Genomic DNA, 25,229 nt, shown 5'->3' with positions numbered 1-25,229 from the left:
AGATATACTATAAAGATATGAAAGATTTATTTAAAATTTATGCCGATTTTCAACCTGCCGGTGATCAGCCAACTGCTATAGCCTCATTAATCGATGGCTTAAAATCAGGTTTGGTCAAACAAACCCTTTTAGGGGTCACTGGTTCAGGTAAGACCTTTACTATAGCACATGTAATTCAAGCTATGCGAAGGCCTGCCTTAATTATGGCTCCTAACAAGACGCTTGCTGCTCAGCTTTATGGTGAATTTAAAGCCTTTTTTCCAGATAATGCGGTGGAATATTTTGTTTCCTATTACGACTATTATCAGCCAGAGGCTTATGTACCTTCCTCAGATACCTTTATCGAAAAAGACTCATCCATCAATGACCACATAGAGCAAATGCGATTGTCCGCAACCAAAGCCTTAATTGAACGTAAAGATGCAATTATTGTTGCCACTGTTTCGGCAATTTATGGTTTGGGTGATCCTGATTCTTACTTACGTATGGTATTACATCTTTCTCGTGGAGAACAATCGGATCAGCGTAAAATTTTAAGACGACTTGCTGAAATGCAGTACACTCGCACCAATTTTTCTCTAGAACGTGGTCAATTTCGCGTGCATGGTGATGTGATTGATATATTTCCTGCTGACTCTGAAAAAGAAGCAATACGCGTTGAGTTATTTGATGATGAAGTCGAAAATATTGCTCAATTTGATCCGTTAACTGGCGAAGTTTTGCGACGATTACCCCGAATTACTGTTTTTCCTAAAACTCATTATGTAACACCTCGTGAACGTATCTTACAAACGGTAGATTGGGTAAAAGAAGAATTACAAGAACGCTTGGCTGAGTTTAAGGCACAAAATAAATTAGTTGAGGCACAGCGCTTAGAGCAACGTACTTATTTTGATATCGAAATGATGTTGGAGTTGGGATATTGTTCCGGTATCGAAAATTATTCACGTTATTTATCAGGACGAGAGGCTGGTGAACCGCCTCCTACTTTATTCGATTATTTACCGGATGAGGCGTTACTGATTATTGATGAGTCTCATGTTACCGTACCTCAAATTGGTGGCATGTATCGAGGAGATCGCTCACGTAAAGAAACTTTAGTGCAATATGGTTTTAGACTCCCTTCTGCTTTGGATAATCGACCTTTACGGTTTGAGGAATTTGAAGCGCGTTCGCCCCAAACAATTTACATTTCGGCAACGCCTGGTCCTTATGAACAAGAACATGCCGATAATGTGGCGGAACAAGTCGTGCGGCCAACAGGTCTGGTAGATCCCGAAGTTGAAATTCGCCCGGTTCGTACCCAAGTCGATGATTTAATGTCGGAAATTCGCCAGGTGATCCAGCATGATGGGCGCATTTTAGTTACTACTTTAACGAAACGAATGGCCGAGGATTTAACCGATTATCTGAATGAACATGGAGTTAAGGTGCGTTACTTACACTCTGACATCGATACGGTAGAACGGGTAGAAATTATTCGTGATTTACGCTTGGGGGTTTTTGATGTTTTAGTGGGAATTAATTTATTACGCGAAGGTTTGGATATGCCTGAAGTGGCTTTGGTTGCTATTCTTGATGCTGATAAAGAAGGATTTTTACGCTCGGATCGTTCTTTAATCCAAACGATAGGGCGTGCAGCACGTAATATGAAAGGACGAGCAATTCTTTATGCCGATAAAATAACCGGGTCCATGCAAAGAGCTTTGGAAGAAACGAACCGTAGGCGTGAGAAGCAACAAGCATTTAATGAGGCGCATGGAATCACGCCTAAAGGGATTAATAAATCCATAGCAGACATTATGGAGGGTGCATATCATGGAAAGCGCAAAGTGGCTGTTGCAGAATCAGTCCCAGAATACAAGCATTGGTCAACCCAGGAGTTAATTAAGCACATTAATACCCTGGAAAAACAAATGTATCTCCATGCGAAAAACATGGAATTTGAAGCAGCAGCGAAGGTTCGCGATGAATATCTTTTATTAAAGAAACAACTGGTAGAAGGATAGCCCCGACAGACATGGATTATGAACCCTTTTGGTTCAAGTGGGTAGCGAATGAATCGGTTCAGGCTTCCCACTTTAAAGTGGGCTTGCTCAACGCCGAGTTCAGGATGCTTCCCATGCTGTTAGCATTGGTTCTAAAATCACTTGCTATCGGGTTAAGTAGATTATAACATGACCAGCTTGATTAAAGTCAATAATAAGAAAAAAAAGTCGAAATACTTTTTTTTCAGATATGAAAATAACGTTGTCAATAAAATCCAAAATTATAAAACAGAGTAATTCTGTTTTGATAAAAAAGAGGAGGGTGTTATGGTAGCAACCCTATCAAATATGCTTCCGCTGGGAAGTAAAGCTGCTGATTTTAATTTAATTGATACACGAAACAAGCAAATGGTTTCTTTGGCACAGAGTAAATCGTCTGTTGCAACCGTTATTATGTTTCTGTGCAATCATTGTCCTTTTGTCAAGCATATTCAAGCGAAACTCGTTGAGTTAGCTGAATATTATCAGAAAAAAGGGATCCAGTTTATAGCGATCAGCTCCAATGATGCGGAAAAATACCCCGCAGATGGTCCAGAAAAAATGTGTCTTGAAGCAGAGCAATTTCATTATTCATTTCCTTATTTGTATGATGAAACCCAAGAGGTGGCCAAGGCTTATCACGCAGCATGTACTCCTGATTTTTATATTTTTGATAAAGAATTACTTTGTGTTTATAGAGGTTGCCTGGATGACTCAACACCTGGCAATAATAAACCGGTAACGGGTGAGCATTTACAAAAGGCGTTAGAAAGCATACTTGCAGGACAACCTGTCAGTGCAGAGCAAAAGCCGAGTATTGGATGTAATATTAAATGGAAGTAAGCTTTGTTTTTTGTTCTATAATGAAGCTATAAGTCATTTTACTATGTAAGCCTTGTATGATTGCAGCAGAGAACGTATTGACATTGAATATAATCCCGGCTTAGCATGCAAGATATTTTATTTATGGATATGTGATGGGAATTGATCATTTACGCGATTTAGTGAGTGAAGATTTTGAAGCAGTTAATCATTTAATCATTGAAACAATCAAATCGCCCATCCAATTGATCGATGATATTGCAAACCACGTCATCCAAAGTGGCGGTAAACGCTTACGATGCCTATTAGTTCTTTTAGCGAGTCGTGCTTGTGGTTACGAAGGTAAAGAGCACATTATGCTTGCAGCAATGATTGAATTTTTCCATACTGCTACTCTTCTTCATGATGATGTGATTGATGATTCGACTTTGCGCCGTGGTCGAGAGACAGCTAATAAAATATGGGGTAATAAGGCAAGTATTTTGGTTGGAGATTATTTATTCACGAAATACTTAGAGCTTATGGTGGAAGTGGGTGATATCGACATCATCCAGCTTCTCATTGGCATTGCACCCCAGATGGGGTGTGGGGAAATCCAGCAATTTTCTAATCGCCATAACTCCGATCTTTCTGTTGAAGAATATTTTGACATGATTCGAGCGAAAACAGCCCTTCTTTTTGCCGCATCTTCTGCCATAGGTGCTCTAATCAGTAAATCAGAACATCAAATCCAGAAAACGATGTATTCTTATGGATTGCATTTAGGAAACGCTTTTCAATTGATTGATGATGCTTTGGACTATTGCTCGGATGCTCAAACAATAGGAAAAAATATTGGTGATGATTTAGCAACGGGCAAAATTACTTTACCTTTACTGCAAGCCTTAAAATATGGCACGGCTGAGCAACAAGTAAAAATAAGAGAAAGCTTAGAAAAGGGGACGCTTCTGCATTTACCCGCCATATTAGATGCAATCACTGAAACAAAAGCGATTGAATACACGCGAGGTATTGCGGATAAAGAAGCAGATTTTGCAATTGATGCGTTAAGTATTTTACCTGATTCAATCTATAAAAAAGCCCTTGAGGAGTTGGCTCGGTATGTTGTTCACCGCAAGCATTAAATTGTGGTGAGTTATTCTTTGCGTAGTATTCATGTTTCCTTTTCTTGAAACATTGAGGCCTTCTACTACAATAAGATAATACTGATTATGAGCAATCTCTTGATGGTTTGATAAATAGTGAATTTCTTTAAGCTTACCCCACAGATTAAAAGTCATTATAAATTGGTATATTTACATTGATGAAGTATAATTAACATTCCGGCATACTTAAGTACTCAGCATGAGCTATCAACTTTATTCGTCAACTGGAACCTAATTATGGAAGATCTTGATACACTTCTAAAGCCTTTTTGGGGCTCCGAAAAATGGATTCTTGAAGGATGGAACAAAATCACTGATGACGAAAGAAAAGACATCAAAAATCGAGTAGAAAATCTATTTAAAAATGGTCTTCCTTTTGAAATAAAATATGACAAGCTTCTGTATCTTTATATTTTCTCGTTGATGGCGCAACTGGAAGTTTTGGGTATTCAGCTACCTATGCGTTTTGAAGATAAAATGCATAACCCAGAGCTAAAAAAACGAATGCGCGCCCAATTAGTGGATGAAATTTATCACGCCATTGTTTTTACTAAAATTATATTTACCCTCTGCGCACCTTATGCAACGCCTCCTGCTTATAATGAAGAAATTGAACGAATTTGTGAGTTTATTCGTGCTCAAGATTGCCTCAAAGTAGGCATGGTTGTTATGAACTTAGTGTGCGAAGGTTTGGTTGAAGAGGTTTTTACTATTTTTCACAAATATGGTGTTGCAACGGAACTTTTTGAACTTATTATCGAAGATGAACATCGACACGTTTGTGAAGCGGATTTATATCGAGAAATAGGGTTACCGGATAAAGAGATCTTAGCAGAGAAACTGCGTGCATTAGAGGAACTCCTCATTTCTGCTTTTTCGTTACAGCCCAAATATGATGTGGCGCTCAGTGTATTAATTGGCCCAAGAGGTACTGGTGAATTTCTTTTGGCGTTGCAAGAAAAACACATTCGCCAACTTAAAAAAATAGATATGGTTCCAAGTGAGAAATGGGAGTTGGTCTTCCAGCTGGCTCCCGAAGCTTTGGCTGAATTAGAACCTCATAAAGAAGAGCTAACTCGTGAAGCGGAGCTTGAAATTTACGAAGTGGAAATGACGCCACTGAAAAGAATTTTCATGTACCAGTTAGATAATCCTGGTGATCCTACTACCGTAGCTCAATTTAGCATTGATATTAGCAATTTTGGATATTTTGATAATAAATACCCGCCTGAGCTTTTAACACCCTTAATAATGCAGGCTGTAAGTCATATGGGAGCCACTGAAGATTCATTTCGAAATTTTCTAAGTTATAAAAAAATGTATCGTACTCGGGGTGCTTATGTTGCGCTTTATCAGAAATTACCTGGTTGTGGCGATCATTTAGCCACCATCTTTTTTAGAGATTGCCATGAGTTAAGCCCCATTGAAATGCTCCCACGAATTAAACGTACTATAGAGATGATGGTGTATTGCTATAAAAAACGCGAGCAAGTTGAGAAAGAACACCCAGAACTTAAGCGACGTTTAGATGATTTGCTTTATGAATATGCTCATGATGTTTATCCTTGTCCAATTCCTGTCAGTTATGGCGCATATGTAGCTAATGCAGGGGAGTGTGGCTATGAGCAAGTGGTAGCTCCTCTATTGAAACAGACGAGCTTGCAGTTGACGCTATTGGCTGTTGATAGAAAACCGGTTTGGAATAATGCAACACGATCATTTGAACCTAAAGATGTGTTACCTGTATCTCTTAGTGCAGACGGTCGAATTTTTGATGGAACGTTACCGGTTCCAAAACTACTCAATGAATCCTTTCAATTAATGTTTGAAAAGATGAACGAACGAATGAATAGTTCATTGAAGGATAGTGATATAGCGGAGAGTCTTTACAAGGAAAAAGCGGATAAAATTGCTGAAACTCTATTAACCAAAGAAAAAATTAAACGTGGGGAAAAAATCGCCCAATATTTAACGAGTAAAAAAATAGTACTCAAAGAAGCACGAAGAATCTTTGGGGATGATATTGAGGATTTCGAGTTATATGGTGAAAAATTATCCCAATACTCAGATTTTAAAAATATTGCCAATAATCTTTTGCTTGATTATTTAGGATTTAATGCAGAAGAGGCAGCGAAAAACGAAAAGCTTACGCGTATGATCGATAAAATGTTGGCCGAAAATGTAGAGATGGGGTATCGCATACTGTCTACCTTACAAACTCTATGGCTCGATTATGTAGATATTGAGGCGGTATTTAATACCGCCTATAAAAAAGTAGCGCAAACACGACTGATCAAATTGGCTAAATTTATTCCTACTGTTGGCAAACGCTTAAAATACGAAGATCCTGAAGAGTGATGATTTATCCGAGTAGCAGCTTTACTGCGGCATAATCAACAGTTCTTTTTAAAAACATGGAGTCACTTATAGTGATGGAATAGGTTTTTAATAGCAAACTAGCACTCTAACTTTTATTTAATACTTTTTCAAAGTAACTTAGGCAACGTCTCTAAAGTTTTTTTATAGTTTCCTCAGGCTGAATCTGAGCACAGATTTTTCAGATTATTTGCCCCCTCTTCCCCAACCCTCGTCCCGCAAGGCATCAACTACTCAAAATATATCACTATAAAATGCCGGCATTGATAGTATCTTATACCGTGGAGCGAAGCCACGGTATTTAGAATGGAGTACATAGGGGCAATTTAAAAACCCGTTATTTCATGAACTCTGGTTGTGGGTAACCTATTGGATAGGCGTTCTCTACCGGTTGCCCAGTACGTGGTTGAGCAAAAATTCCAGGATATACGCTTGGTGTTGTTGGCCAAGAGGCTGAAGTTGTATAAGGATTGCTTTCTCCGATAGGTGCGTTGTATAGCGGAGCCGAAGGAGCGCTGGGTTCAAAACCAGGAGCAAAGGGTGGTGGGAAGCTTTCATTTGGAGTCAACCGAACGGATGAAATAGGAATTTGTCGATTCAGTTCTTTTTGCATTGCTAGCAACTGAGCCCACATCCCTGATCCAGGTTCCGGTTGAAATAACCCTCTTTTTACTGCAAAAAAATTACCCAAAGATGTTTGTTTTGATAGTGCCTGATTAATCAACTCTCTCTGCATAAAGAGAGGTAAGGATTGAATATAGTTTAAAACACGCTCTTTATTGTTTCCATATTTACCTAAAACAGCCAGCGCTTTTGACTCAAGGTATTCCTTTGATTTCATTCGCCATTCAGAACAATCCATAATATGCTCCTGTTTAATAGGAGGGAGATACAATCGGCTGCCCCTAACTAAGATACCTGAACAGGCAAAAACTAATAATGCTGTTGCTTCGCTGTCTATAGATTGCTGGTGTAGAAGATTATATAAAGGGGATTGTCCTGAGTGGTTTACTTTTTTAGCATTTACGCCGAGTTTAAGTGCTAAAGAGATATGGCTTAGACAATTTGAAATAACAGCATGTTGCAACAAATTATTGCCATAAGTATCTTCCGTATCAACTTTTGCACCAGCTTGTATTAATACAGCGGCAGCCTCAAAATCTATGGGGTAATTATTAAATAAACATTGCAGGGGAGATAAACCCACTTTATTGGGTTTTTGAATATCCATGCCTAATCCTAATACTGCAGGAATCAGTGTATAAGCTTTGCAATAAATGACCAAATGAAGCAAGGTATCGCCATTTATATTGGGAGTATTAGGATTTGCTCCTGCTCGAATAAGTGCGGTAACTCCTTCTAAATTAAACTCTGATTGTGATAAATAATCTCTTAACTCGACATCGTGACTCATTTAAAATTCCTTATTAGATCTTAAAACGTATAGGTATCTATGAAAAAACGGTTATCGCTCCTCAAAATCTGGAGATTTACATTAAAATAATTGGTTCTTAAAAGAAAGTATTTAATAATCCCGCATCCTTATGTTTTTTATTGAAATTTTGATTAGGTTTAATAAGTAATAAGAATATTTTAGATAATAGGCTATCTCTCTATTATTTATTGATAACTATAATATAAATTAAATCCGCCAAAAGGAATTGGTATGAGAAAAGAGACTTTTAATAAAAAAATTATTCTACTGGGATTTGGTTGTATCGGACAAGCGATATTGCCGTTATTAGTTAATCGATTAAATATTTCTCCATCGCAAATTTTAATTATCACTGATGAAGATTTTGCAATTTCTCTTGCCAACAAATGTGCAGTTAATTTTTTTATTCAAAAGATTACGAAACAAAATTATATAGAAATTATTGGTAATCAACTCGCATCAGATGATTTAGTTATTGATGTTTCTATTGGTATTTCAAGTGCTGCTATGATTCAACTTTGCAATGAAAAACAGGCATTGTATATAAATGCCTCTATAGAAGAATGGGGAGAAAGTCTTTTTGAAAAAAATATTCCTGAAGAGCGGACAAATTATTGGTTGCGAGAAACAATTTTAAAATTAAAAAAAACCGTTAAAAAAACAGCTGTACTTACCCATGGCGCTAATCCTGGATTGGTTTCTCACTTTGTGAAACAAGCTTTATTAAATATGGCCAAGGATAATAATCTTCAAATTCCTACTCCCAAAAATCAATTGGAATGGGCTCAGCTTGCCTCTACACTTAATATTAAAGCAATTCACATTGCAGAACATGATACTCAAGTGACTCGCTCTCCTAAAAAATTAGGAGAATTTGTTAATACATGGTCTATCAAAGGATTTATCGAGGAAATTAAACAACCTGTTGAAATAGGATGGGGTAGTCATGAACGTCATTTTCCAGGCGATGGAAAAATTCACTCTCAGGGAGAAAAATCCAGTATTTATATAGAACGCCCAAGTGGTAGTTTTAAAATTCGTTCTTGGACTCCAAGCTTTGGTCCTTATCATGGATTTTTAATTACTCATCCAGAAACCACCGCAATTACGAGTTATTTAACCTTGAAACATGATCATGAGATTTTATATAGACCTACAGTTCTTTATGCTTATTGTCCTTGTCCTGATGCAATTCTATCGATTCATGAACTGCAAAATAAAGAGTGGTCTCCCCAAAAAAATAGTCGATTAATTGTTGACGAAATAGTGGAGGGAGTAGATGAGCTTGGTGTTTTACTTATGGGTAATTCTAAGGGGGCTTATTGGTTTGGCTCTACTTTGTCCATAGAAGCTGCTCGTGAAATAGTTTCCCATAATAATGCAACAAGTTTACAAGTTGTTGCGGGATTGCTTAGCGGGATAATTTGGGCGATACAACACCCTAACAAAGGCTTAGTGGAGCCGGACGAGTTAGATTATGATGAGATTTTACAAATTGCCTTACCTTATCTTGGGGCAGTAGGCGGTTACTATACTGATTGGACTCCTTTACAAAATAGAAAAAAATTATATTTTGAAGAATTGGATTTTTCAGATCCTTGGCAATTCATTAACATGCAGTCAAATAAGTAAGACCTAGAATTTTTGTAATGAAACACAATATAGAGCATCTTGCATTCAAGTAAAATCAACCTATTTGGTAAGAAACCACTAAATAAACACCTAAAATTTTTCTGGATCGGCTGCTTCCCAATGAGATTTATAACTCTCCGGAATATCAGAACTTAATAGTTGTCCTGGTATCAGATATTCGTAAATCTCATTAAATGCTTTAACTTCTTGCACGCTAACTCGTCTCATAATATGACTTGGTTTCAAATCACTAGGATTGTCTAGGCCTAATGATCCAACCATTTCTAAAAAGCTTTTCATGGTATTTTTATGGAAATTCGCGACTCGATGTTTTTTTTCATCCACAACCAAACCATATTGTAAGCGTTTGCTTTGAGTTGCTACTCCTGTTGGACAGGTATTGGCATTACATTGTTTTGTCTGTAAACAACCGGATGCCATCATCATTGCTCTTGCTGAATTACACATATCCGCTCCTAAAGCGATATTGGTGAGCAAGTCAAATCCATTAGCGACCTTACCACTACAGATAATACGTATTTTGTCGCGTACATTAATTCCTACTAAAGCATTATGTATGAAAACCAATCCAGCTTCTAAAGGTGTACCAATAAAATTGGTATATTCTACTGGTGCAGCCCCTGTTCCTCCTTCTGCCCCATCAACGGTAATAAAGTCCGGTAAAATATTGGTTTTTAACATTGCCTTACAAATTGCGAGAAACTCATCTCTGCGCCCAAGACATAGCTTAAACCCAACAGGTTTTCCATGAGACAAATCACGTAGTTTTTTTATGAAATGGAGCAAACCAATAGGAGTAGTAAATGCAGTATGCGCAATCGGTGATACTACGTCTTGGCCCATGGTTACTTTTCTGGCTTTTGCGATTTCTGCAGTAAGTTTCGCTGCTGGTAAGATCCCGCCATGAGAGGGTTTGGCACCTTGAGAGAGTTTAATCTCTATCATTTTCACCTCTTTACGGTTTGCTTCTACGGCAAATTCTTTTTCATCAAAATTACCTTGCGCATCCCGGCAACCAAAATAAGCAGTTCCTATTTGAAATACAATATCACCACCTTGAAGATGATAGGGACTTAAACCACCTTCACCAGTGGATTGGGCAAAGCCACCAATCAGGGCTCCTTTATTCATGGCCATAATAGCCTTTCCTGACAAGGAGCCAAAACTCATGCCTGAAATATTAAATCGAGAAGCATTATAAGGTTGTAAACAATCGGGACCTCCGACGACAATTCTTGATTCTACTTCGGAGCGGTGTTTCGGAGCTAAAGAATGTAACGCCCATGTGTAGCCTATACTTAAAATATCTCGTTCGGTTCCATAAGGTATGGTGTCACGCGTATTTTTTGCTCGTTCATAAATAAGCGAGCGTGTTTCACGATTAAATGGAAGTTCACTTTCATCAGTAGCAATGAAATATTGTTGAATTTCGGGACGTAAGAACTCTAAAAAGTAGCGGACATGACCTAAGACTGGAAAGTTACGCAAAATGGTATGCTGCTTCTGTACTAAATCATAGATCCATAGAATTATAAGAGGCGTAAGAAAAACAAAGAACCACCTAACATCTTGCAGCATTGTAAACAGGGCAAGAGTAATTAATAGGGCTACTCCAAAGCCTATATACCATTGGCGTCTCATTTTTAGTCCTTTAACTGGTTATGTTTTAAGTCAAAATTAGCACATAACATTACAGTAATTCAAAAGCGTTCCGAAAGACAGTTAATCTGTTTCCGTAATACTTTCTAGCAATTCACCATCTACCATTTTATTAATTTTATTTTCCAATGAAGTAATAAATTGAGTTACTTGATGTTGCTGATAGGCTTGTTTATTTTTGCATAATATTAACTCATGGCTTATATCAAGAGCAGCAAGTAATAACGTTTGAAGATTATCAAGTTGTTTTGACTTCTTTTTATTAATGAGAATTTGGTTATTTAATTTCTGCACGGCAAGATGTAAATTAGCCTCTTCGCCTTCCGGACATTTGATTTCATAAGTTGAATTAAGCAATTTAATGGTGCATGTTTTCATATGAGTCATAATAATAGACCTTGTAATTCTACTGAATTGTAAGAATAGTAACAATTTTGCTTGCAAGCAGCAATTAGTAGGGTGAACGCTTGCATTAAATCGGTTATTATGGAGATCACTTTATATAAATGAGTTGAATATGTCTGAGAAAGAGCATTTGCATTTGCCTAATTATGGGGAATTTTCCAATAGCATTAATGTATTAAAATTACAGATATCTGCCAGTTTATTACATGGAGCGATGTGTGGCTATCTTTGTGCAGGCGCAGATATTCAAGGTGAAGCTTATTTACGTGCCTTATTGAATAATAAAAAAGATGAAGCGAGTCGTCAGGCTGTTTTAGCGATGTTTGCTGTTTTTTCAATAAGCCAACAACAAATTTGTAGCTTAGATTTTGGCTTTGAAATGATGCTTCCTGATGAATATGAGCCTTTATTAGTACGGGCGCAAGCTTTTAGCGAGTGGTGCCAAGGGTTTATTGAATCGTTGAAGCTAGCAGGTATTGGCGTTGGGCAATTCCAGGACGAAGAAGCACAAGATGCATTCCAACATCTTATCGAGTTTGCCGAACTTGATTGTGACACCATAGATGTAGGTGAAGATGATGAACGTGCATTGATGGAAGTGAGCGAATATACCCGGATGGCAGTGCTGCGCTTGTATAGTGACCTGGTGATGGGTGAACCTAGTGGGAATTCTGGAATAACGCATTAATAAAGGATTTTGATATGATTTCTCAACAAGAATATCAAACAAGAAGAAAGAGTTTAACGCAAAAACTACCGGCAGGAAGTATTGCAATTATCCCGGCAGCTCATGAATCTTTGCGTAATGGAGATGCGCATTATCGTTTCCGTCAAGAAAGTAATTTTTATTATCTGACTGGATTCAATGAACCTGATGCATTGTTAATACTTATCTCTGGCTCAGATATGCACAGTATTCTGTTTAATCGTCCCCGTAATCCAATGGAAGAGCAATGGACAGGAAAGCGTTTAGGCCAAGATGGTGCTTTGTCTGAATTAGGGATGCATGCTTCTTTTCCTATAGAGTGTATCGCCGATGAATTGCCTAAATTATTAAGTGGGAAAACAGCAATTTATTATGCCCTGGCGCGTAATTCAGAAGTTGAGAAAATAATTATGCAGGCCTTGGAGAAGGTGAAAAGCCAAGTACGACGCGGTGTAAAAGTACCTGAGCAATTGTGTGATTTAGAACCTATATTGGGTGAAATGCGTTTATTTAAAAGTGAAGCGGAACTGGAGCTAATGCGTCGAGCAGCAAGCATTTCTGTTAACGCTCATAAACAGGCTATGCGCCGCTGCAAGCATTTGGAGCATGAATATCAGTTAGAAGCTGAGCTTGTTTATGAATTTAGCCGCCAAGGTTGTCGTAGCGTCGCTTATGATCCTATTGTTGGGGGAGGCGAAAATGCCTGTATTTTGCATTATACGGATAATAATAAACCCTTACGGCAAGGTGATCTTGTTTTAATTGATGCTGGTGGTGAATATGAAAATTATGCTGCTGATATTACGCGAACATTCCCGGTAAATGGGGAATTTAGTTTGGAGCAAAAAAATATTTATGAACTAGTGCTCAAGGCCCAAAAAGCAGGAATTGCGGCAGTGAAGCCAGGGCTTCCTTGGAATGAGATACAACAAATTATGTTACGCATTTTAACAGAGGGTTTATGTGAATTAGGTATCTTGCAAGGAAATGTGGACGAGCTGCTTGCTAAAGAAGCCTATAAACCTTTTTATATGCATAATTCAGGGCATTGGCTAGGGTTAGATGTACATGATATTGGTCTTTACAAAATTAATGGTGAATGGCGTCCTTTGGAACCGGGAATGGTTTTAACGGTAGAGCCTGGTTTATATATCAGTTCAAACACTCCTGGAGTAGATCAGCGCTGGTGGGGTATAGGAGTACGTATTGAAGATGATGTGGTAGTGACTAAAACAGGCCATGAGGTAATAACTGCGGCTTTGCCTGTAGACGTGCATGAGATTGAGGCATTAATGCGTGATTAACAGAGAGATTGATATACTGGTTATTGGTGGGGGGTTAACCGGTGCCACTTTAATGCTTGCTTTGCAAGGATTGGGTTATCGCACTTTATTGGTAGAAGCGAAACCATTTAGTGATAAAATAAAGCCTGATTTTGATGCACGCTCATTGGCATTATCACCAGCTAGCCGACGTATACTTAGTATGCTTGGCGTTTGGGAACATCTTAAAGCCTATGTAACCCCTATCGAGATGATTCATGTTTCAGATCAACACCATTTTGGTGTGTCACGCTTACAAAGTCAAGCGGATGAACCATTAGGCTATGTTGTTGAAATGCAGCATATTAACCAGGCTTTGCATCAATTAGTACCTCAAGATCAGCTTATAGCGCCTGCAACATTACAGTCTTTGGATTATGAAAAATGCTCCGCGACTGTTCATACTGACTTAGGAGAAGTTACTATTGCTGCTCATTTAATTGTTGCGGCAGATGGAACCCAATCGGGTGTGCGTCGTTTTTGTAATTTATCAACTAAGGTGAAACAATACAATCAGCATGCCCTTGTTGCCAATGTAGGTTTGCTTAAACCGCATCAACAATGTGCCTATGAGCGATTTACAATTCATGGTCCATTAGCACTCTTACCCATGCAAGACGACCGAATGTCTTTAGTATGGGCAGTGCCTCCTAAGGAGGCAGCACAGTTGTTGTCTTTATCAGATGCAGATTTTTTAAGACAATTGCAACACGCTTTTGGTTATCGTGTTGGTCGTTTTGATAAAATAGGTAAACGTTTTTCTTATCCTTTGCAGCAAGTTTTAATGCCACAGCAAATCCGTTGGCCCATTGTTTTTGTTGGCAATGCAGCACATACCTTGCATCCCGTAGCAGGACAAGGATTTAATTTAGGACTTAGAGATGTGGCAACGTTAGCACAATGCATCGCAGAGCAAGGACTGAATGCAGAAATGCTGCTGCATTATGTGCAACTAAGAACACACGATCAAAAAGCAATTACCTGCTTAACCGATGGTTTAATTCAAGTGTTTACCAGCCGTGTACCAGGTATGGGTTTGATGCGTGGTTTAGGATTGATGGCACTGGATAACATTCCTGTATTAAAAAATCTTTTGGCACGATATGCACGTGGTTTTGGGGGAGCGATTCCCGATTTAGTGTGTGAAATTGCTTTAGGTGAGGTGCAAAAACATGCTCCGCTTAAACTTTCGGAGACAAAATGAGTCTGGAATTTAATGTATTGGTAGTTGGCGGTGGCATTGTGGGATTGGCTTCTGCTTTAGCTATGGCACAACGTGGCTATACTGTGGCCATTATCGATGCAGGCCCCTTAAAAACAGATGTTTCATGTGCCGATACTCGTGTTTATGCCATTAATTATGCCTCACAAATGCTGTTACAACAATTAAATGTCTGGCCCTATTTGGAGCAATCACGAGTTTCTCCTTATTGCCGCATGCATGTTTGGGACTCAGTAAGCGGTGCACATATTGATTTTGATTCACGGTATATTGCAGAACAAAATTTGGGCTTTATCATGGAAGAGTCCGTGCTTAAGAGTGCTTTATTCAAAGAAATTGCGTTGCATCCTACAATTCATTTATTCCCCAATAGTTTTGTGGACGAAATAAGTTTTGATGATAATGGGGTTACTGTGAGCAACATGAAGCAAAGCTGGAAAGGGCAGCTCTTAATGATCGCTGATGGAGCCCATTCTCCAGTACGACAAAAACTAAAAGTTGCTTTAACAAGTTGGTCTTATGACCAGCAGGCTTTGGTAGCTACCGTGTTTACCGAGGAAGAACATAAGCAAACTGCTTATCAAGTGTTTCGTCCTAATGGTCCTCTGGCATTTTTACCGCTCGCGGATCCACATCAATGTTCCATTGTTTGGTCCACTGCACCCAATCATGCGAAGGAATTAATGGGCCTTTCTGATCATGAGTTTAATAAGTCACTTACCCAAGCCTTTGCTAAAAGATTAGGTAAGGTAGAAGTAATGAGCGCACGTCATCAATTCTCTTTACATATGAGACATGCAAAACAATATACAGGTAATCGCTGGCTGCTTCTTGGAGATGCCGCGCATACAATTCATCCTTTGGCTGGTTTAGGTTTAAATGTTGGCTTAGCTGATGTCAATTCCTGGATTCAGTGCTTGGATGCTGCTTCTGGTGGTCTTTGTTCGAAAAAAGCATTAGGTACTTATCAACGCGAACGCAAGGCTGCTGTATGGCAAATTATATTGCTTATGGAAGGATTTAAACGTTTATTCGGTAATTCTTTTGGTCCGGTGGTTACTTTACGTAGTTTAGGCTTGGGATTTTGCAACGAGTTTACTCCTATAAAGCGTTTATTTATTCAACATGCTCGAGGATTACCAACGTAATGAACCTTATGTTGCTTTTTCTTACCTACTTTTCTGTGAAAAAATTTCGGACGAAGTGCGTTTCAAATTTGCAAAATAAGTAACACTAGCTAAGGAGAGTTTTTCGCATGATTTTGTTTTGTTCTTTTATCAAAGCTAAAAACTCTCATTTTTTCATTCAGTTGTGTCAGATTAAGCTTAAACTAAACTATTTCATATCAAGTTTAGGAGACGATTTCTCTACTTTTGTTGTTGAATCTTGACTTAATTCAGTCGTTATCTCATCAGTCTGTTGTCGCACTTCTTTTATAGGAGAGGGGAAATGTTTTACTTCTTGCATCGGTTGAGCACCAGATTTTCTAATGAGAGATGTTACTTTTTTAGGAGCCGGACTATCTGATATTTGTGCTACAGTATCTTTGAGTTTAGTGGCGATATCCATTGCCACACTGACCGGTTCTACGAGCACCTCTTTACGAAATCCTGATGTAAATAAGCGATTAAAAAAATTTTTAATTTTAATGAGAAAGTCTGTAAAAGAGAATGGTGTATTGTGTTCTTTAGTTTGGATCTCTGTACAGATTTGTGCACATTCGTTTTTGAATTCTTGGTTTTTTTTCGTTCCTGTGCTCCAATTTTTATAGAGCTCATCCAAAGATTTAAGTTGTTCTGGATATCTTTCTTTACTTTTAGAATCTTGGTTTAGTTGATTGATAAGCACGCTGCAATAGTGAATCTTTTGTTTTTGTTGTTCTTCACGAATGTTTTTATCTTGAACTTTTTGTACTAGCTCTTGATGCATCATTGATTTTGTTGCTATTCCTTGAGCGTATTCTTGAGCTCTATGAAATTCATAAGCAGTATCATCAATAAGAGCGTAATCCAATTTAATGTTTGCTTGAGCAAAAATAGACTGAATGTGTTGATCTTTAAAGATATCGATGACTTCTTTATAACTGTGGTAACCGTCCTTAATGTATGCAGAAGTCCATAACATTACGATATTATTTATTTTTTTTTCAAGGTGTGGATCGGTTTTATGATTATCCATATATTTTTGTAGCACAACAACCAGAGAGAACGTTGTGCCGGATAATGAAGCTACAAAAGGAACTTGAGGATTTGTTTTTGAGTAGCCGCCAGTTTTTTTCTCATCTATGATTATTTTATCTATTTGTTTAATAGGAACTATATTATCTGCAAAATTAGGCGCATTTGGTTTCATAATGCCAGGGTTGGCTGTTAGAACTTTTCCTAACTCTTCCCGGGAGCGATCTTTTTTCTGGTAGATTGCTGATTGAGCTTTTAATCCCAGTTCGACATTATCATTAAGCATGACGAACGCTAAAATGAGCTTTCGTGCCTCTTCAAAGGTATTAATTTTTGTAAGATCATTGACTGTATATTCAGGCCTTACTGCGTTGTATGCCTCATTTAATTCATCAAAAATGGAGCAATCAAAATCTTTCCTCAAGATAGATTCAAGATGTTCTCCATACAATACTTCATAAAAGCGTCGACTCTCATTGTCTTTAGGTTCACTTTTTATCTGAGTGGCTTTAGTTATCAAACATTGAACAACGTTGATGCCTAATAGCGTTTCATTCTCTTTACACAGTTTTATAATATTTTCTAGAGCATCTTTATAATTTTGTTCTAAATAGTATTTTTGAATTTGTTTCAAAAGAGCAGGAAAACTCTCATTATGAGCTAGTTTTTTTTCAAGAAGCTTAGTAGCAAGTAAAATGAAATCTGACTCATCTAACTTAGGATACTCTAAGGCCAAAAGAAGACCATTTTCAATTTTTGTATATGACATATTAAAGCGCTAAAAATAATTAGTAAGTTTAAACATAGATCATTCCAAGTTTACCGGATATATTAAGCTCGGAGAGCATTGATATAGGGCATCTTTTTTGACTATATATTGTCCTAAATGATAACATATGGATCATCTTATTGGAAGACTGTTTTTTAACCATTTTATACGCAAGAGGAAAACAAAATGCCTAATTTTATGGAAACCCCCAATCCAGCTAAACCTGGTATCTTCAATATTCAATTAACTCGCTCGGCGATAGGCAAACCCAAACCTGACTTTACAGATAAAAAAAATCCAGTCGCTGTTTATTATCCCGATAGTGTATTAGAGGGTTTTCAGGCAATCATTAAAGAAAGTGGCTTATGTGGACAAGAGTTCTATAATCCCTTCACAGAAAAGATGGAACGATTTCCAGAACATCCTACGGAATTTACTGCACGACACTTACAATTTTTAGCACGCAATGAAAGTAGTAATGTTAGTGGTATTATGGATTGTAGCTTATACGGCGGGCTACTTACCGAAGATCAAATTGCGCGTATTCGATGTCTAGTTAAAGAATCAGTGGTTATTGGTAAAGTTACAGCAACTAAAGTATATGGCTTTGGTCGTACAGTGAAAGAACTTCCCAAACCAGAAGATGTAATCGTTATCGATCAAATTGGATTGCAATGGCAAGGCGATTTGCGTAATACAGGTGGAATGTTTTTTTATCCTGAAGATTCAGAGATTGAAAAATTACCCAAGAATTATGCTGCATGGCAGAATGAAATGTTTTTTCAGATGTATGGAGTTGAGAGAAAGGATAAACCCTCTAAAGAAAATGTTTTGGAATTGCAATGGGGGCCAAGCTTAGATAGCGACTTAAGAATACGTGGAGTGCTTGATTTAGATGGTGTGCGTTGGGGTATTATGCATGAGTTTCATCAAGCATTAGCAGGTTTGGTCAATTACAGTCAGACTCTTCCCGAAGATTCAAATCCAATTAACTTTAAATTCCTTAAAGCAGGAATGGGTTTTTTTAGTGCTGGTCTTTATGATCTCGATTTTAATTACCCTTTTACAGCGCTTCAAAATGATGGTTTTGCAAAAATTGAATTAGCTCGATTAAAAGGAATATTGGCTGCTTTAGAGAGTTATCCTACTGACACCTACTTCGGAAAGGTTAAACGTTTGAATTTGCCTTTTAGTGCCTTGGTTCCGGATAATGCAAGCCCAGAAATCGCAAAACAATATGCAACAATTCTTCAAGCTATTAAAAATGAATGTAAGCGATTGGAGTTGGAATGGGGTACTGATCAAATAGAAGATGCTTTAGTTCCTGTACCAGGATACATTAATGCAGTAACAAATTGTGCTGATCCACATGCGTTGATTGGAAATGAAGGTAAATATTCAAGTGTTGATGCAGCTATTTCCAGTAATATTCCCAATATTCATTTGCTTAACTCGGCATATAACACTCATATCCTTTGTTATTCTTTAGCTCCTGGATTTACTATGCCAAAACGAAGCAAGCCTGAAGTGATTATACCTCATGAAGATGTTTCTTTGCTTGGGTATGTACAAAAGCTAGCTACAGGCTTAGTAGATAGCTGGACTAAAAAAACCCCCCTTCCTGAACAAAATGTGGCTACAAAACTCGATAAAGTAGGCTTTTTTGAGTCCTCATTGCATACAAAAAGGGATGAGATTGAGAAAATAGCGAAAGGAGTTCCAGAGAAGCATGAACGTGGCCCAGATATTAGATAATAACCGTGAATCTAGCTACCCCGGTTAATTTTATTAACCGAGGTACTTACGACCATTCCTAGAATAAAAAGTTAATTATAGAGAGCATGATTCTTTATTTTAAACGAGAAAAACTCTCGCGGCTGAAGGCTACTTTTTCTGCGACTGACTCTTTGGGATACTGATGATATCGGGCTTCAATGGTCCGGTATCTTTTCAATCCTCCTTCCCTATTTGCAATTTGGATGTTTAATCCTGGGCGCGCATTTAGCTCAAGCATCAAAGGCCCCTGTTCTTTATCAAGTACTATATCAACCCCAAGGTATCCTAATCCGGTTAACTCATAACAGCTGGAAGCTATTTCGAGTATTTTATTCCAATAAGGTACTTCTATGTCTACTATTGAATTCAAGGTATCTGGATGATAATCGATGATGTCATTGTGATAGACACCGCCTAGAGTTTTTCCAGTGGTAAGGTCGACTCCAACACCAATAGCTCCTTGATGCAAATTGGCTTTCCCTCCCGATAATCGAGTAGGTAGTCGCACCATAGCCATCGCCGGATAACCCAACAAGGTAATAATTCGGATATCGGGGATGCCTTCATAACTGACTTCAGCAAATACAGGGTCAACAACTACTCGTTTCTCAATAATAGCGTAGTCTGAAGATCCCCCAAGACTATATGCGCCTGAAAGTAAGCACGACAAATGATAACTAAGCTCTTGGGTTGTCGTTAATTTACCGTTAATTTGCCGATAACGCCCGTACACTTTATCTTTAAAAACTAAGATGCCATCACCACCAGAGCCACGAGCTGGCTTTACTACAAAATCGTTATAAGGTGCCAAACGTTCTTCAATGGTTTTAATTTGTTGTTCTGTTTCAATAATATCGTATAAAGGTGGAACAGCAATCTCTGCTTTTAAAGCTAATTTTTTTGTTTTTAATTTATCATCTACCAAAGGAAATAATTTTCTAGGGTTATAACGCAATACAAAATCAGTATTACGCTGATTGATACTCAAAATCCCATGATTTTTTAAACGACGAAACAGGGTAATCATTCTACATGTCTCGCTAGTGATTTAAAGCGTTTTAATTCAAACAAGCGATAGCCTCGATATTGTCCAAACCATAAAATTAAAGCTAATAAAATCAAAAGCAACTCAGGGAAAGCAAAGACTAAATATTGTAATGGTTCGTAGCTCATTGCCCAATATGAGATGACTGCTGCGACCAGACTTCCAATGCCAGACTTTATCGCTTCGGAAGCACCTCGCTCGTCCCAAGTAATACACATGCGTTCTATGGTCATGGTTAAAATGATCATGGGGAATAAAGCAACAGATAACCCTGCATCGAGTCCAAGACTTTGACTAATGACACTAATAAAAATCATTAATAAAATGACAACAGTTAGGATTGCTCCAAGTCTTGGTACCAGAAGCAGCCTTAATTGATCCAAGTAAAAGCGTGCTAACAGACCAAATGAAATAATGATAACAAAGAGAGAAATTCCCCAGACCACATGAGTTTCTCTAAATGCTAAAGCGATTAAAACGGGCATAAAGGTACCAAAGGTTTTAATCCCAATAAAATTACGCAGGATTAAAATAATAAAGGCGCCTATAGGAACAGTTAATAAAATTTTATAAGTTGCTTGAACATTGACTGGGAGTTGTAACAATGAGAAACGTAATAATTGTGAATCTGATTGCAATCCTCGTGATTTGGCAATACTTAAGGCATTGATAGGAGTAGGGGAAACTGTTAAAGTAAATTGAGCCTTTTTACCTCCAACAACATCAAAAACAGGTTCATTTCCATATTGCCAAATAAGAAAATCTTTAGGTAATCCCGCCCCCCCTGTTTTGGGATTAATATAAATCCAATTTTTACCATTAAAAACAGCTAAAAATGAATTTAAATCAGCTTTACTTTTTTGGGATAAATAAATTCCCTTGACGGGAACTGCATAAATTTTAGACTGATTTAAAATGAGAATCGCCGCGCTAATGATGTGTTCATCATCAAAGTTATTACCTGTTAATAACTTAGCATTACCATCTTTTTTATTCAGTTCTTTAACTGTGCTTTGCGCAAAGGTTTTAATGTCTGCAGAAGATTGTCTCACTTGGCTGGTAATAGTTTCTACTGCTGATTTTTGATTTTCCTCTAGAGGCTGGGATTTTACCATAGGAGGTGCTCCTAATGGTGATTCATTTGCTTCTGTTTGGCGGAAAATAGCTCGATAATACAACGACTGCTGACCATTCGCTCGTCTTATTGCCCAAACTGTTTCTCGATTATCGCCGTTTAAATTGGTTGTAACTCCATAGTTTCTTGAGACAAAATATTCATCAAGAATAGCAAAATGAGGGGGTAAATAAGGAATATTAAAGCTTGCTTTAATTGGTGTATTCGGTTCGGCAACAAAACGTAAATTGGATTCAACCATCCAGCTGTTTATGGTTTCTGTATCTGTTAAAGGTACATCAAGTACTAGATGCCTGTATAAAAAAATCCCTGCTCCTAAGATAAATAAGGTAAATATCAGTCCATAAACGTGACGCGTATTGTTTTTCATTATTTCTTAAGACTCTTATTTCTTTCTTAAAGTAAAAGTGAGAGCAGGATCAACTGCGCCATTAAACGCAATGATTGCATCTCTTCCTAATAGAAGAGGGTAGAGAAAACGTTTGCGATTAGTGAGGTTGACTTTAATTGTTCTCACCTTATCGCCAAGTTGCATACTGAGCAGTACTACGGGACGTTTAATTGGTACATGTGCCAATATTTCTGAGCCGTGTTCTCCCTCGCGAACTTTGATTTTCACTCGACCTTTATATTCTGCTTCGAATTGGTAATCCCCGTTTTTAGTAGGCACTGTAAATCGCAAATAGGCTATGCCTTTTTTGGTAATTTCGGTAATGTTGGTTGCATTTAATGATGCTGATTTAGCGCCAGTATCCAGTTTTGCTGAGAGAGTTAAATTTTTTTCTGGAAAAGATACTTTTTCAACATAACCATAGATTTGTGCTTCATTTGTTGCCATAACAGGTCCAGTTATTAATAACACAAAAATAAAGAGAGCAAGCGTTGATCTCATTTAATCATCTTTCCTAAGTTGTTTTTATTATTTAGTGCGATATCGTAGCAGGTTTTGCAGCTTAAGTCACAACCGTAAGTATGTTTACAACATATTTTTTGTACGTCTTGAGTGTGATATCATGAGCAATGGCCAATAAAATTGTATTTTTTTGGCCCAGGATGAAGCTATTATTGACACGAAGGTCAATTATACATATAATCCGCGCCATCTTAACTGATGGTCTCTCTGCGTGTAAGCATGTCCCATAAGAGTAAAGATTCAGCTTCAAAATCAAAAGAACTTATTTTTCTTTTAGCTATTGCTGGGCGTATTGACGCGCAAAGCAGGCTTCTGGCTCAAAAACTCGATAAGAATCGATATGTTTATCATGCCTATGCAATTTTAGATTCCCTCAGCTCTTCCTATAGCATGCTTAAATGGTTTTTTGAAGTATGTATGCCAAGTAACGATCCTGATGTAATGCACGATATATTAACTTCACCTGAAGGTATCGCTGCAGTTTCAGCGGAAGCACTCTTTTTAGTTTCTTTTTCTTTTTTAGCAAGTGTTTATGATGGAGAAGATAAAAATCCTGTTAAAAAATTCATAGCAAGTGCATGGCCTTATTTTAGAGATGTAATGAAAGGCTTAAAAAATGCATACAAAGGCTGGAAAAGCGCAGTACAAGTCTTAGGCATAATCAGTGAGGTTGATCTTAAGTATATGGTTGTTCCTGTCGGACTTGTATTAGGTGTGTTTGCTGCAGCAAATCGACTTTGGATACGGGGTATGCTTGAGTCGCGTAAAAAGAAAATGAATGAAAATAAAGAGCTTTTAATTGAAATCCAACAATTAAGCTCGTTAACACCTTTAGATCGCGAATATTATTTATCACGTATTGCCCATCAGGATGAAGAGGAACGTATTCATGCTTATTTGGCAGTGGGCGCTGGTGGTTTGCTTGATGGGTTATATCTCTATATAGGGGTAGTCAGCCTTTCTGTTTTGGCTCCTCCTCTTTTTCTCGCCATGTCAATACTCAGTGCTATTTATGCGTTGTCATGCGTCATTACACGAATTTATGAAGAATATGATTTTCAATTGCGTTTGATGGTTACCCAAACCAAATGCCAACTCGCGCTTGTTACTAAAGAAATGGAGCTGTCTTATGCGAAGTTACTTTCTTTGGAAGAAAAAAAAGACAAGACTCCTGAAGATAAACTTGAAATTAAGCGCTTGAAAGCTGAAGTCTGTGAACTTCTTGAACATTTTGAAGCGTTGCGCCAAACCTTAAAAACACAAACAACCCATAGCTATTGGACTGCTGGCTTGTTAGGAATGAAATATGGTTTATATGCCTATGGAGTGTTGACCAGTATTTTATTTATGGTTTCTTCGGTGTTTTTAGTGACGGCAACAGCGTTTCCACCTGCTTTGTTAGCTGCGTTTATTATCTCAGGCTTAGTATTAATGGCTGGGTTCACTGCTTATACCTTAAGAGCTCACTCTCAACATCTGAAAAAACAAAAAGAGATAGAAGAGAAAGATCATCCCTATAAGCAGTTAATGGAAATGAAAAAAAATATAGCGGCCAATGGAGAAGCTGCAGAAATTTTAACTTCTGATAGTTTTGGAGTCTCCGTAAAAGATGGTCTTGCACTTGATCCATCACCGCAATACTTTTTTCAAGAGTGGTTTGAAGTTTTTCGTTCGCTGGCATCTGGTATTTCTAAAGGAAAAAGCTTTTCTAATTTTGCGACAACCTCCCTCCAAGAGGCTGATTCTGACGGACATTATCATGATACTCCAGTAATGGGTGTCTTAGCTGTCGCAAATGCCGTATTGTTTTCTATAGTTCTTGGCCTTAGAGCTTTGGCACGAGGATTTGGGCGTCCTCCTTTAGGGCAGGTAAATTCACCTAACGTGAAGCAACCACCTGATGTGGTTGAGTCGTCAAAGGGCGGCATAAAAACCAAGTTCCCAGGGGAATCAAGCGAACCTTCCAAGAAAAAAGCGTCTGATTCCCTGTCGAGAAATGAACCTTCTACAGCAAACCTTGGCTTCTTTAGCTCAAAACTTAAAAAAATCCCCCAACGCGATAAACCCATTACTCATTCAAAGAACGAAGCTCTTTTATCTTCATTTGAATCACCTAGCAGTGGTATAATTCTGGGTTTAGATTAGGATCATGATACAATTTTAAATTGATGATAGATTCTAAATGCCCGTTTTTTGCTTGTACTACCTCAAGCAGCTCGCCAAAACATTGAGATAATTGTTCTAATTTGTTGAAGCAGGAAACACAGAGGCTTGAAACAATTTAAAGGGGCATTAAGGAGACAAAGCAACGCTTTGTCTCAGTAGAAACTAAGCGACTAATGTTAAACCAAACTGTAATTGATTTGTGTATAGATGATTCAAACTTAATCCACTATTCATGGTTTGTCCATCAGCTGCGGCAAGATTACTTTTACCCCAGTCCGCGAACTCATAGCCTACGCTTGCGTATAAGGATGATGTAATGGCTCTTTGAATGCCCGCACCTACTGTATAAGTAAAGGTGGTCTTCGTATAGCCATTAAAAGGAGGAGCTGGCACTTCTTCAAAAATTTTGGGTGTAATGACGAAATTATGAGAGTGGTTAAATCCTACGCCAATGCTGCCACTGACATAAGGTTGCA

The 25,229-nt window shown here is 37.9% G+C and carries 19 protein-coding genes and 1 other RNA gene; 11 read left to right on the top strand and 9 right to left on the bottom strand.

The annotated features are described in order from the left end of the window. Positions 1–17: 17 nt before the first annotated feature. A complete protein-coding gene (uvrB, locus tag Lsan_RS10075) occupies positions 18–2,009 on the top strand; it encodes an excinuclease ABC subunit UvrB (RefSeq protein ID WP_058514274.1) in 1,992 nt (663 codons plus the stop codon). Here uvrB and ssrS read toward each other — a convergent pair. After that, positions 2,004–2,175: non-coding RNA, 6S RNA (gene ssrS, locus Lsan_RS21250), on the bottom strand. The genes uvrB and ssrS overlap by 6 nt on opposite strands. A 140-nt stretch (positions 2,176–2,315) precedes the next feature. Here ssrS and Lsan_RS10070 point away from each other — a divergent pair. From Lsan_RS10070 to Lsan_RS10060, 3 genes are all read left to right on the top strand, one after another. Next, entirely contained in the window at positions 2,316–2,870 is a 555-nt protein-coding gene (locus Lsan_RS10070) for a thioredoxin family protein (protein WP_058514273.1), read from the top strand. A gap of 134 nt (positions 2,871–3,004) precedes the next feature. After that, entirely contained in the window at positions 3,005–3,973 is a 969-nt protein-coding gene (locus Lsan_RS10065) for a polyprenyl synthetase family protein (RefSeq protein WP_058514272.1), read from the top strand. Positions 3,974–4,231: 258 nt separating this feature from the next. Continuing rightward, positions 4,232–6,352 (top strand): hypothetical protein, encoded by a 2,121-nt coding sequence (locus Lsan_RS10060; protein ID WP_058514271.1) that lies wholly within the window; start codon positions 4,232–4,234, stop codon positions 6,350–6,352. Between the two features lie 355 nt (positions 6,353–6,707). On the opposite strand, the gene Lsan_RS10055 is transcribed toward Lsan_RS10060, so the two are convergent. Further along, entirely contained in the window at positions 6,708–7,784 is a 1,077-nt protein-coding gene (locus tag Lsan_RS10055) for an ankyrin repeat domain-containing protein (RefSeq protein ID WP_058514270.1), read from the bottom strand. A 252-nt stretch (positions 7,785–8,036) separates the two neighbouring features. Here Lsan_RS10055 and Lsan_RS10050 point away from each other — a divergent pair, with 252 nt between their 5' ends. Next, on the top strand, positions 8,037–9,437 hold the full coding sequence (locus Lsan_RS10050) for a saccharopine dehydrogenase C-terminal domain-containing protein (protein WP_058514269.1): 1,401 nt from the start codon (positions 8,037–8,039) through the stop codon (positions 9,435–9,437). A 90-nt stretch (positions 9,438–9,527) separates the two neighbouring features. Here Lsan_RS10050 and Lsan_RS10045 read toward each other — a convergent pair whose 3' ends face one another. Together Lsan_RS10045 and Lsan_RS10040 are read right to left on the bottom strand one after the other, a co-directional pair. Further along, on the bottom strand, positions 9,528–11,099 hold the full coding sequence (locus Lsan_RS10045) for an FMN-binding glutamate synthase family protein (protein WP_058514268.1): 1,572 nt from the start codon (positions 11,097–11,099) through the stop codon (positions 9,528–9,530). A gap of 81 nt (positions 11,100–11,180) precedes the next feature. Further along, positions 11,181–11,504, bottom strand: coding sequence for a cell division protein ZapA (locus Lsan_RS10040; RefSeq protein WP_058514267.1), 324 nt, complete (start codon positions 11,502–11,504; stop codon positions 11,181–11,183). 130 nt (positions 11,505–11,634) lie between these two features. On the opposite strand from Lsan_RS10040, the gene Lsan_RS10035 reads away from it, so the two are divergent. Genes Lsan_RS10035 through Lsan_RS10020 form a run of 4 tightly spaced genes read left to right on the top strand, consistent with a single transcriptional unit; the run spans position 11,635 to position 15,920 of the window. Next, the gene (locus Lsan_RS10035; protein WP_058514266.1) at positions 11,635–12,210 is read left to right on the top strand and encodes a UPF0149 family protein; all 576 of its coding nucleotides are present in this window, start codon (positions 11,635–11,637) and stop codon (positions 12,208–12,210) included. A gap of 14 nt (positions 12,211–12,224) precedes the next feature. Next, positions 12,225–13,532 (top strand): Xaa-Pro aminopeptidase, encoded by a 1,308-nt coding sequence (gene pepP / locus Lsan_RS10030; RefSeq protein ID WP_058514265.1) that lies wholly within the window; start codon positions 12,225–12,227, stop codon positions 13,530–13,532. Further along, complete coding sequence (gene ubiH, locus Lsan_RS10025) at positions 13,525–14,754, top strand: 2-octaprenyl-6-methoxyphenyl hydroxylase (protein ID WP_058514264.1); 1,230 nt, start codon at positions 13,525–13,527, stop codon at positions 14,752–14,754. The genes pepP and ubiH overlap by 8 nt, the downstream gene beginning before the upstream one ends. Next, a complete protein-coding gene (locus Lsan_RS10020; protein ID WP_058514263.1) occupies positions 14,751–15,920 on the top strand; it encodes an FAD-dependent oxidoreductase in 1,170 nt (389 codons plus the stop codon). Before ubiH ends, Lsan_RS10020 begins: the two co-directional genes overlap by 4 nt. A 187-nt stretch (positions 15,921–16,107) precedes the next feature. On the opposite strand, the gene Lsan_RS10015 is transcribed toward Lsan_RS10020, so the two are convergent. Continuing rightward, positions 16,108–17,718 carry a hypothetical protein gene (locus Lsan_RS10015; RefSeq protein WP_058514262.1) on the bottom strand — a complete coding sequence of 537 codons (1,611 nt, stop codon included), beginning with the start codon at positions 17,716–17,718 and terminating at the stop codon, positions 16,108–16,110. Positions 17,719–17,904: 186 nt separating this feature from the next. Here Lsan_RS10015 and Lsan_RS10010 point away from each other — a divergent pair, with 186 nt between their 5' ends. Further along, complete coding sequence (locus Lsan_RS10010; RefSeq protein ID WP_058514261.1) at positions 17,905–19,473, top strand: hypothetical protein; 1,569 nt, start codon at positions 17,905–17,907, stop codon at positions 19,471–19,473. 94 nt (positions 19,474–19,567) lie between these two features. On the opposite strand, the gene Lsan_RS10005 is transcribed toward Lsan_RS10010, so the two are convergent. Genes Lsan_RS10005 through Lsan_RS09995 form a run of 3 tightly spaced genes read right to left on the bottom strand, consistent with a single transcriptional unit; the run spans position 19,568 to position 22,566 of the window. Next, positions 19,568–20,521 (bottom strand): alpha-L-glutamate ligase-like protein, encoded by a 954-nt coding sequence (locus Lsan_RS10005; RefSeq protein ID WP_058514260.1) that lies wholly within the window; start codon positions 20,519–20,521, stop codon positions 19,568–19,570. Continuing rightward, positions 20,518–22,044, bottom strand: a complete 1,527-nt coding sequence (locus Lsan_RS10000) for an inactive transglutaminase family protein (RefSeq protein WP_058514259.1) — start codon at positions 22,042–22,044, stop codon at positions 20,518–20,520. The genes Lsan_RS10005 and Lsan_RS10000 overlap by 4 nt, the downstream gene beginning before the upstream one ends. Positions 22,045–22,059: 15 nt before the next feature. Further along, positions 22,060–22,566: an ATP-dependent zinc protease family protein gene (locus Lsan_RS09995; protein WP_058514258.1), complete on the bottom strand. Its 507-nt coding sequence runs from the start codon at positions 22,564–22,566 to the stop codon at positions 22,060–22,062. 240 nt (positions 22,567–22,806) lie between these two features. Here Lsan_RS09995 and Lsan_RS09990 point away from each other — a divergent pair, with 240 nt between their 5' ends. Continuing rightward, a complete protein-coding gene (locus tag Lsan_RS09990; RefSeq protein WP_058514257.1) occupies positions 22,807–24,732 on the top strand; it encodes a hypothetical protein in 1,926 nt (641 codons plus the stop codon). Positions 24,733–24,915: 183 nt separating this feature from the next. Here Lsan_RS09990 and Lsan_RS22345 read toward each other — a convergent pair. Beyond that, positions 24,916–25,229: outer membrane protein (locus Lsan_RS22345; protein WP_420324295.1), on the bottom strand; the 314-nt coding region annotated here is incomplete at its 5' end.

It is taken from the genome of Legionella santicrucis, assembly GCF_001468135.1.
Classification (GTDB): Bacteria; Pseudomonadota; Gammaproteobacteria; order Legionellales; family Legionellaceae; genus Legionella; species Legionella santicrucis.
Note: the sequence above shows the minus strand (reverse complement) of the source record. Positions and strands in the feature narration are given on the sequence as shown.

What these genes read in the sequence shown, in the direction of transcription:
- uvrB (WP_058514274.1), top strand. Translation starts at nt 18, where the DNA reads ATGAAAGATTTATTTAAAATTTATGCCGATTTTCAACCTGCCGGTGAT.
- Lsan_RS10070 (WP_058514273.1), top strand. Translation starts at nt 2,316, where the DNA reads ATGGTAGCAACCCTATCAAATATGCTTCCGCTGGGAAGTAAAGCTGCT.
- Lsan_RS10065 (WP_058514272.1), top strand. Translation starts at nt 3,005, where the DNA reads ATGGGAATTGATCATTTACGCGATTTAGTGAGTGAAGATTTTGAAGCA.
- Lsan_RS10060 (WP_058514271.1), top strand. Translation starts at nt 4,232, where the DNA reads ATGGAAGATCTTGATACACTTCTAAAGCCTTTTTGGGGCTCCGAAAAA.
- Lsan_RS10055 (WP_058514270.1), bottom strand. Translation starts at nt 7,784, where the DNA reads ATGAGTCACGATGTCGAGTTAAGAGATTATTTATCACAATCAGAGTTT.
- Lsan_RS10050 (WP_058514269.1), top strand. Translation starts at nt 8,037, where the DNA reads ATGAGAAAAGAGACTTTTAATAAAAAAATTATTCTACTGGGATTTGGT.
- Lsan_RS10045 (WP_058514268.1), bottom strand. Translation starts at nt 11,099, where the DNA reads ATGAGACGCCAATGGTATATAGGCTTTGGAGTAGCCCTATTAATTACT.
- Lsan_RS10040 (WP_058514267.1), bottom strand. Translation starts at nt 11,504, where the DNA reads ATGACTCATATGAAAACATGCACCATTAAATTGCTTAATTCAACTTAT.
- Lsan_RS10035 (WP_058514266.1), top strand. Translation starts at nt 11,635, where the DNA reads ATGTCTGAGAAAGAGCATTTGCATTTGCCTAATTATGGGGAATTTTCC.
- pepP (WP_058514265.1), top strand. Translation starts at nt 12,225, where the DNA reads ATGATTTCTCAACAAGAATATCAAACAAGAAGAAAGAGTTTAACGCAA.
- Lsan_RS10020 (WP_058514263.1), top strand. Translation starts at nt 14,751, where the DNA reads ATGAGTCTGGAATTTAATGTATTGGTAGTTGGCGGTGGCATTGTGGGA.
- Lsan_RS10015 (WP_058514262.1), bottom strand. Translation starts at nt 17,718, where the DNA reads ATGTCATATACAAAAATTGAAAATGGTCTTCTTTTGGCCTTAGAGTAT.
- Lsan_RS10010 (WP_058514261.1), top strand. Translation starts at nt 17,905, where the DNA reads ATGCCTAATTTTATGGAAACCCCCAATCCAGCTAAACCTGGTATCTTC.
- Lsan_RS10005 (WP_058514260.1), bottom strand. Translation starts at nt 20,521, where the DNA reads ATGATTACCCTGTTTCGTCGTTTAAAAAATCATGGGATTTTGAGTATC.
- Lsan_RS10000 (WP_058514259.1), bottom strand. Translation starts at nt 22,044, where the DNA reads ATGAAAAACAATACGCGTCACGTTTATGGACTGATATTTACCTTATTT.
- Lsan_RS09995 (WP_058514258.1), bottom strand. Translation starts at nt 22,566, where the DNA reads ATGAGATCAACGCTTGCTCTCTTTATTTTTGTGTTATTAATAACTGGA.
- Lsan_RS09990 (WP_058514257.1), top strand. Translation starts at nt 22,807, where the DNA reads ATGTCCCATAAGAGTAAAGATTCAGCTTCAAAATCAAAAGAACTTATT.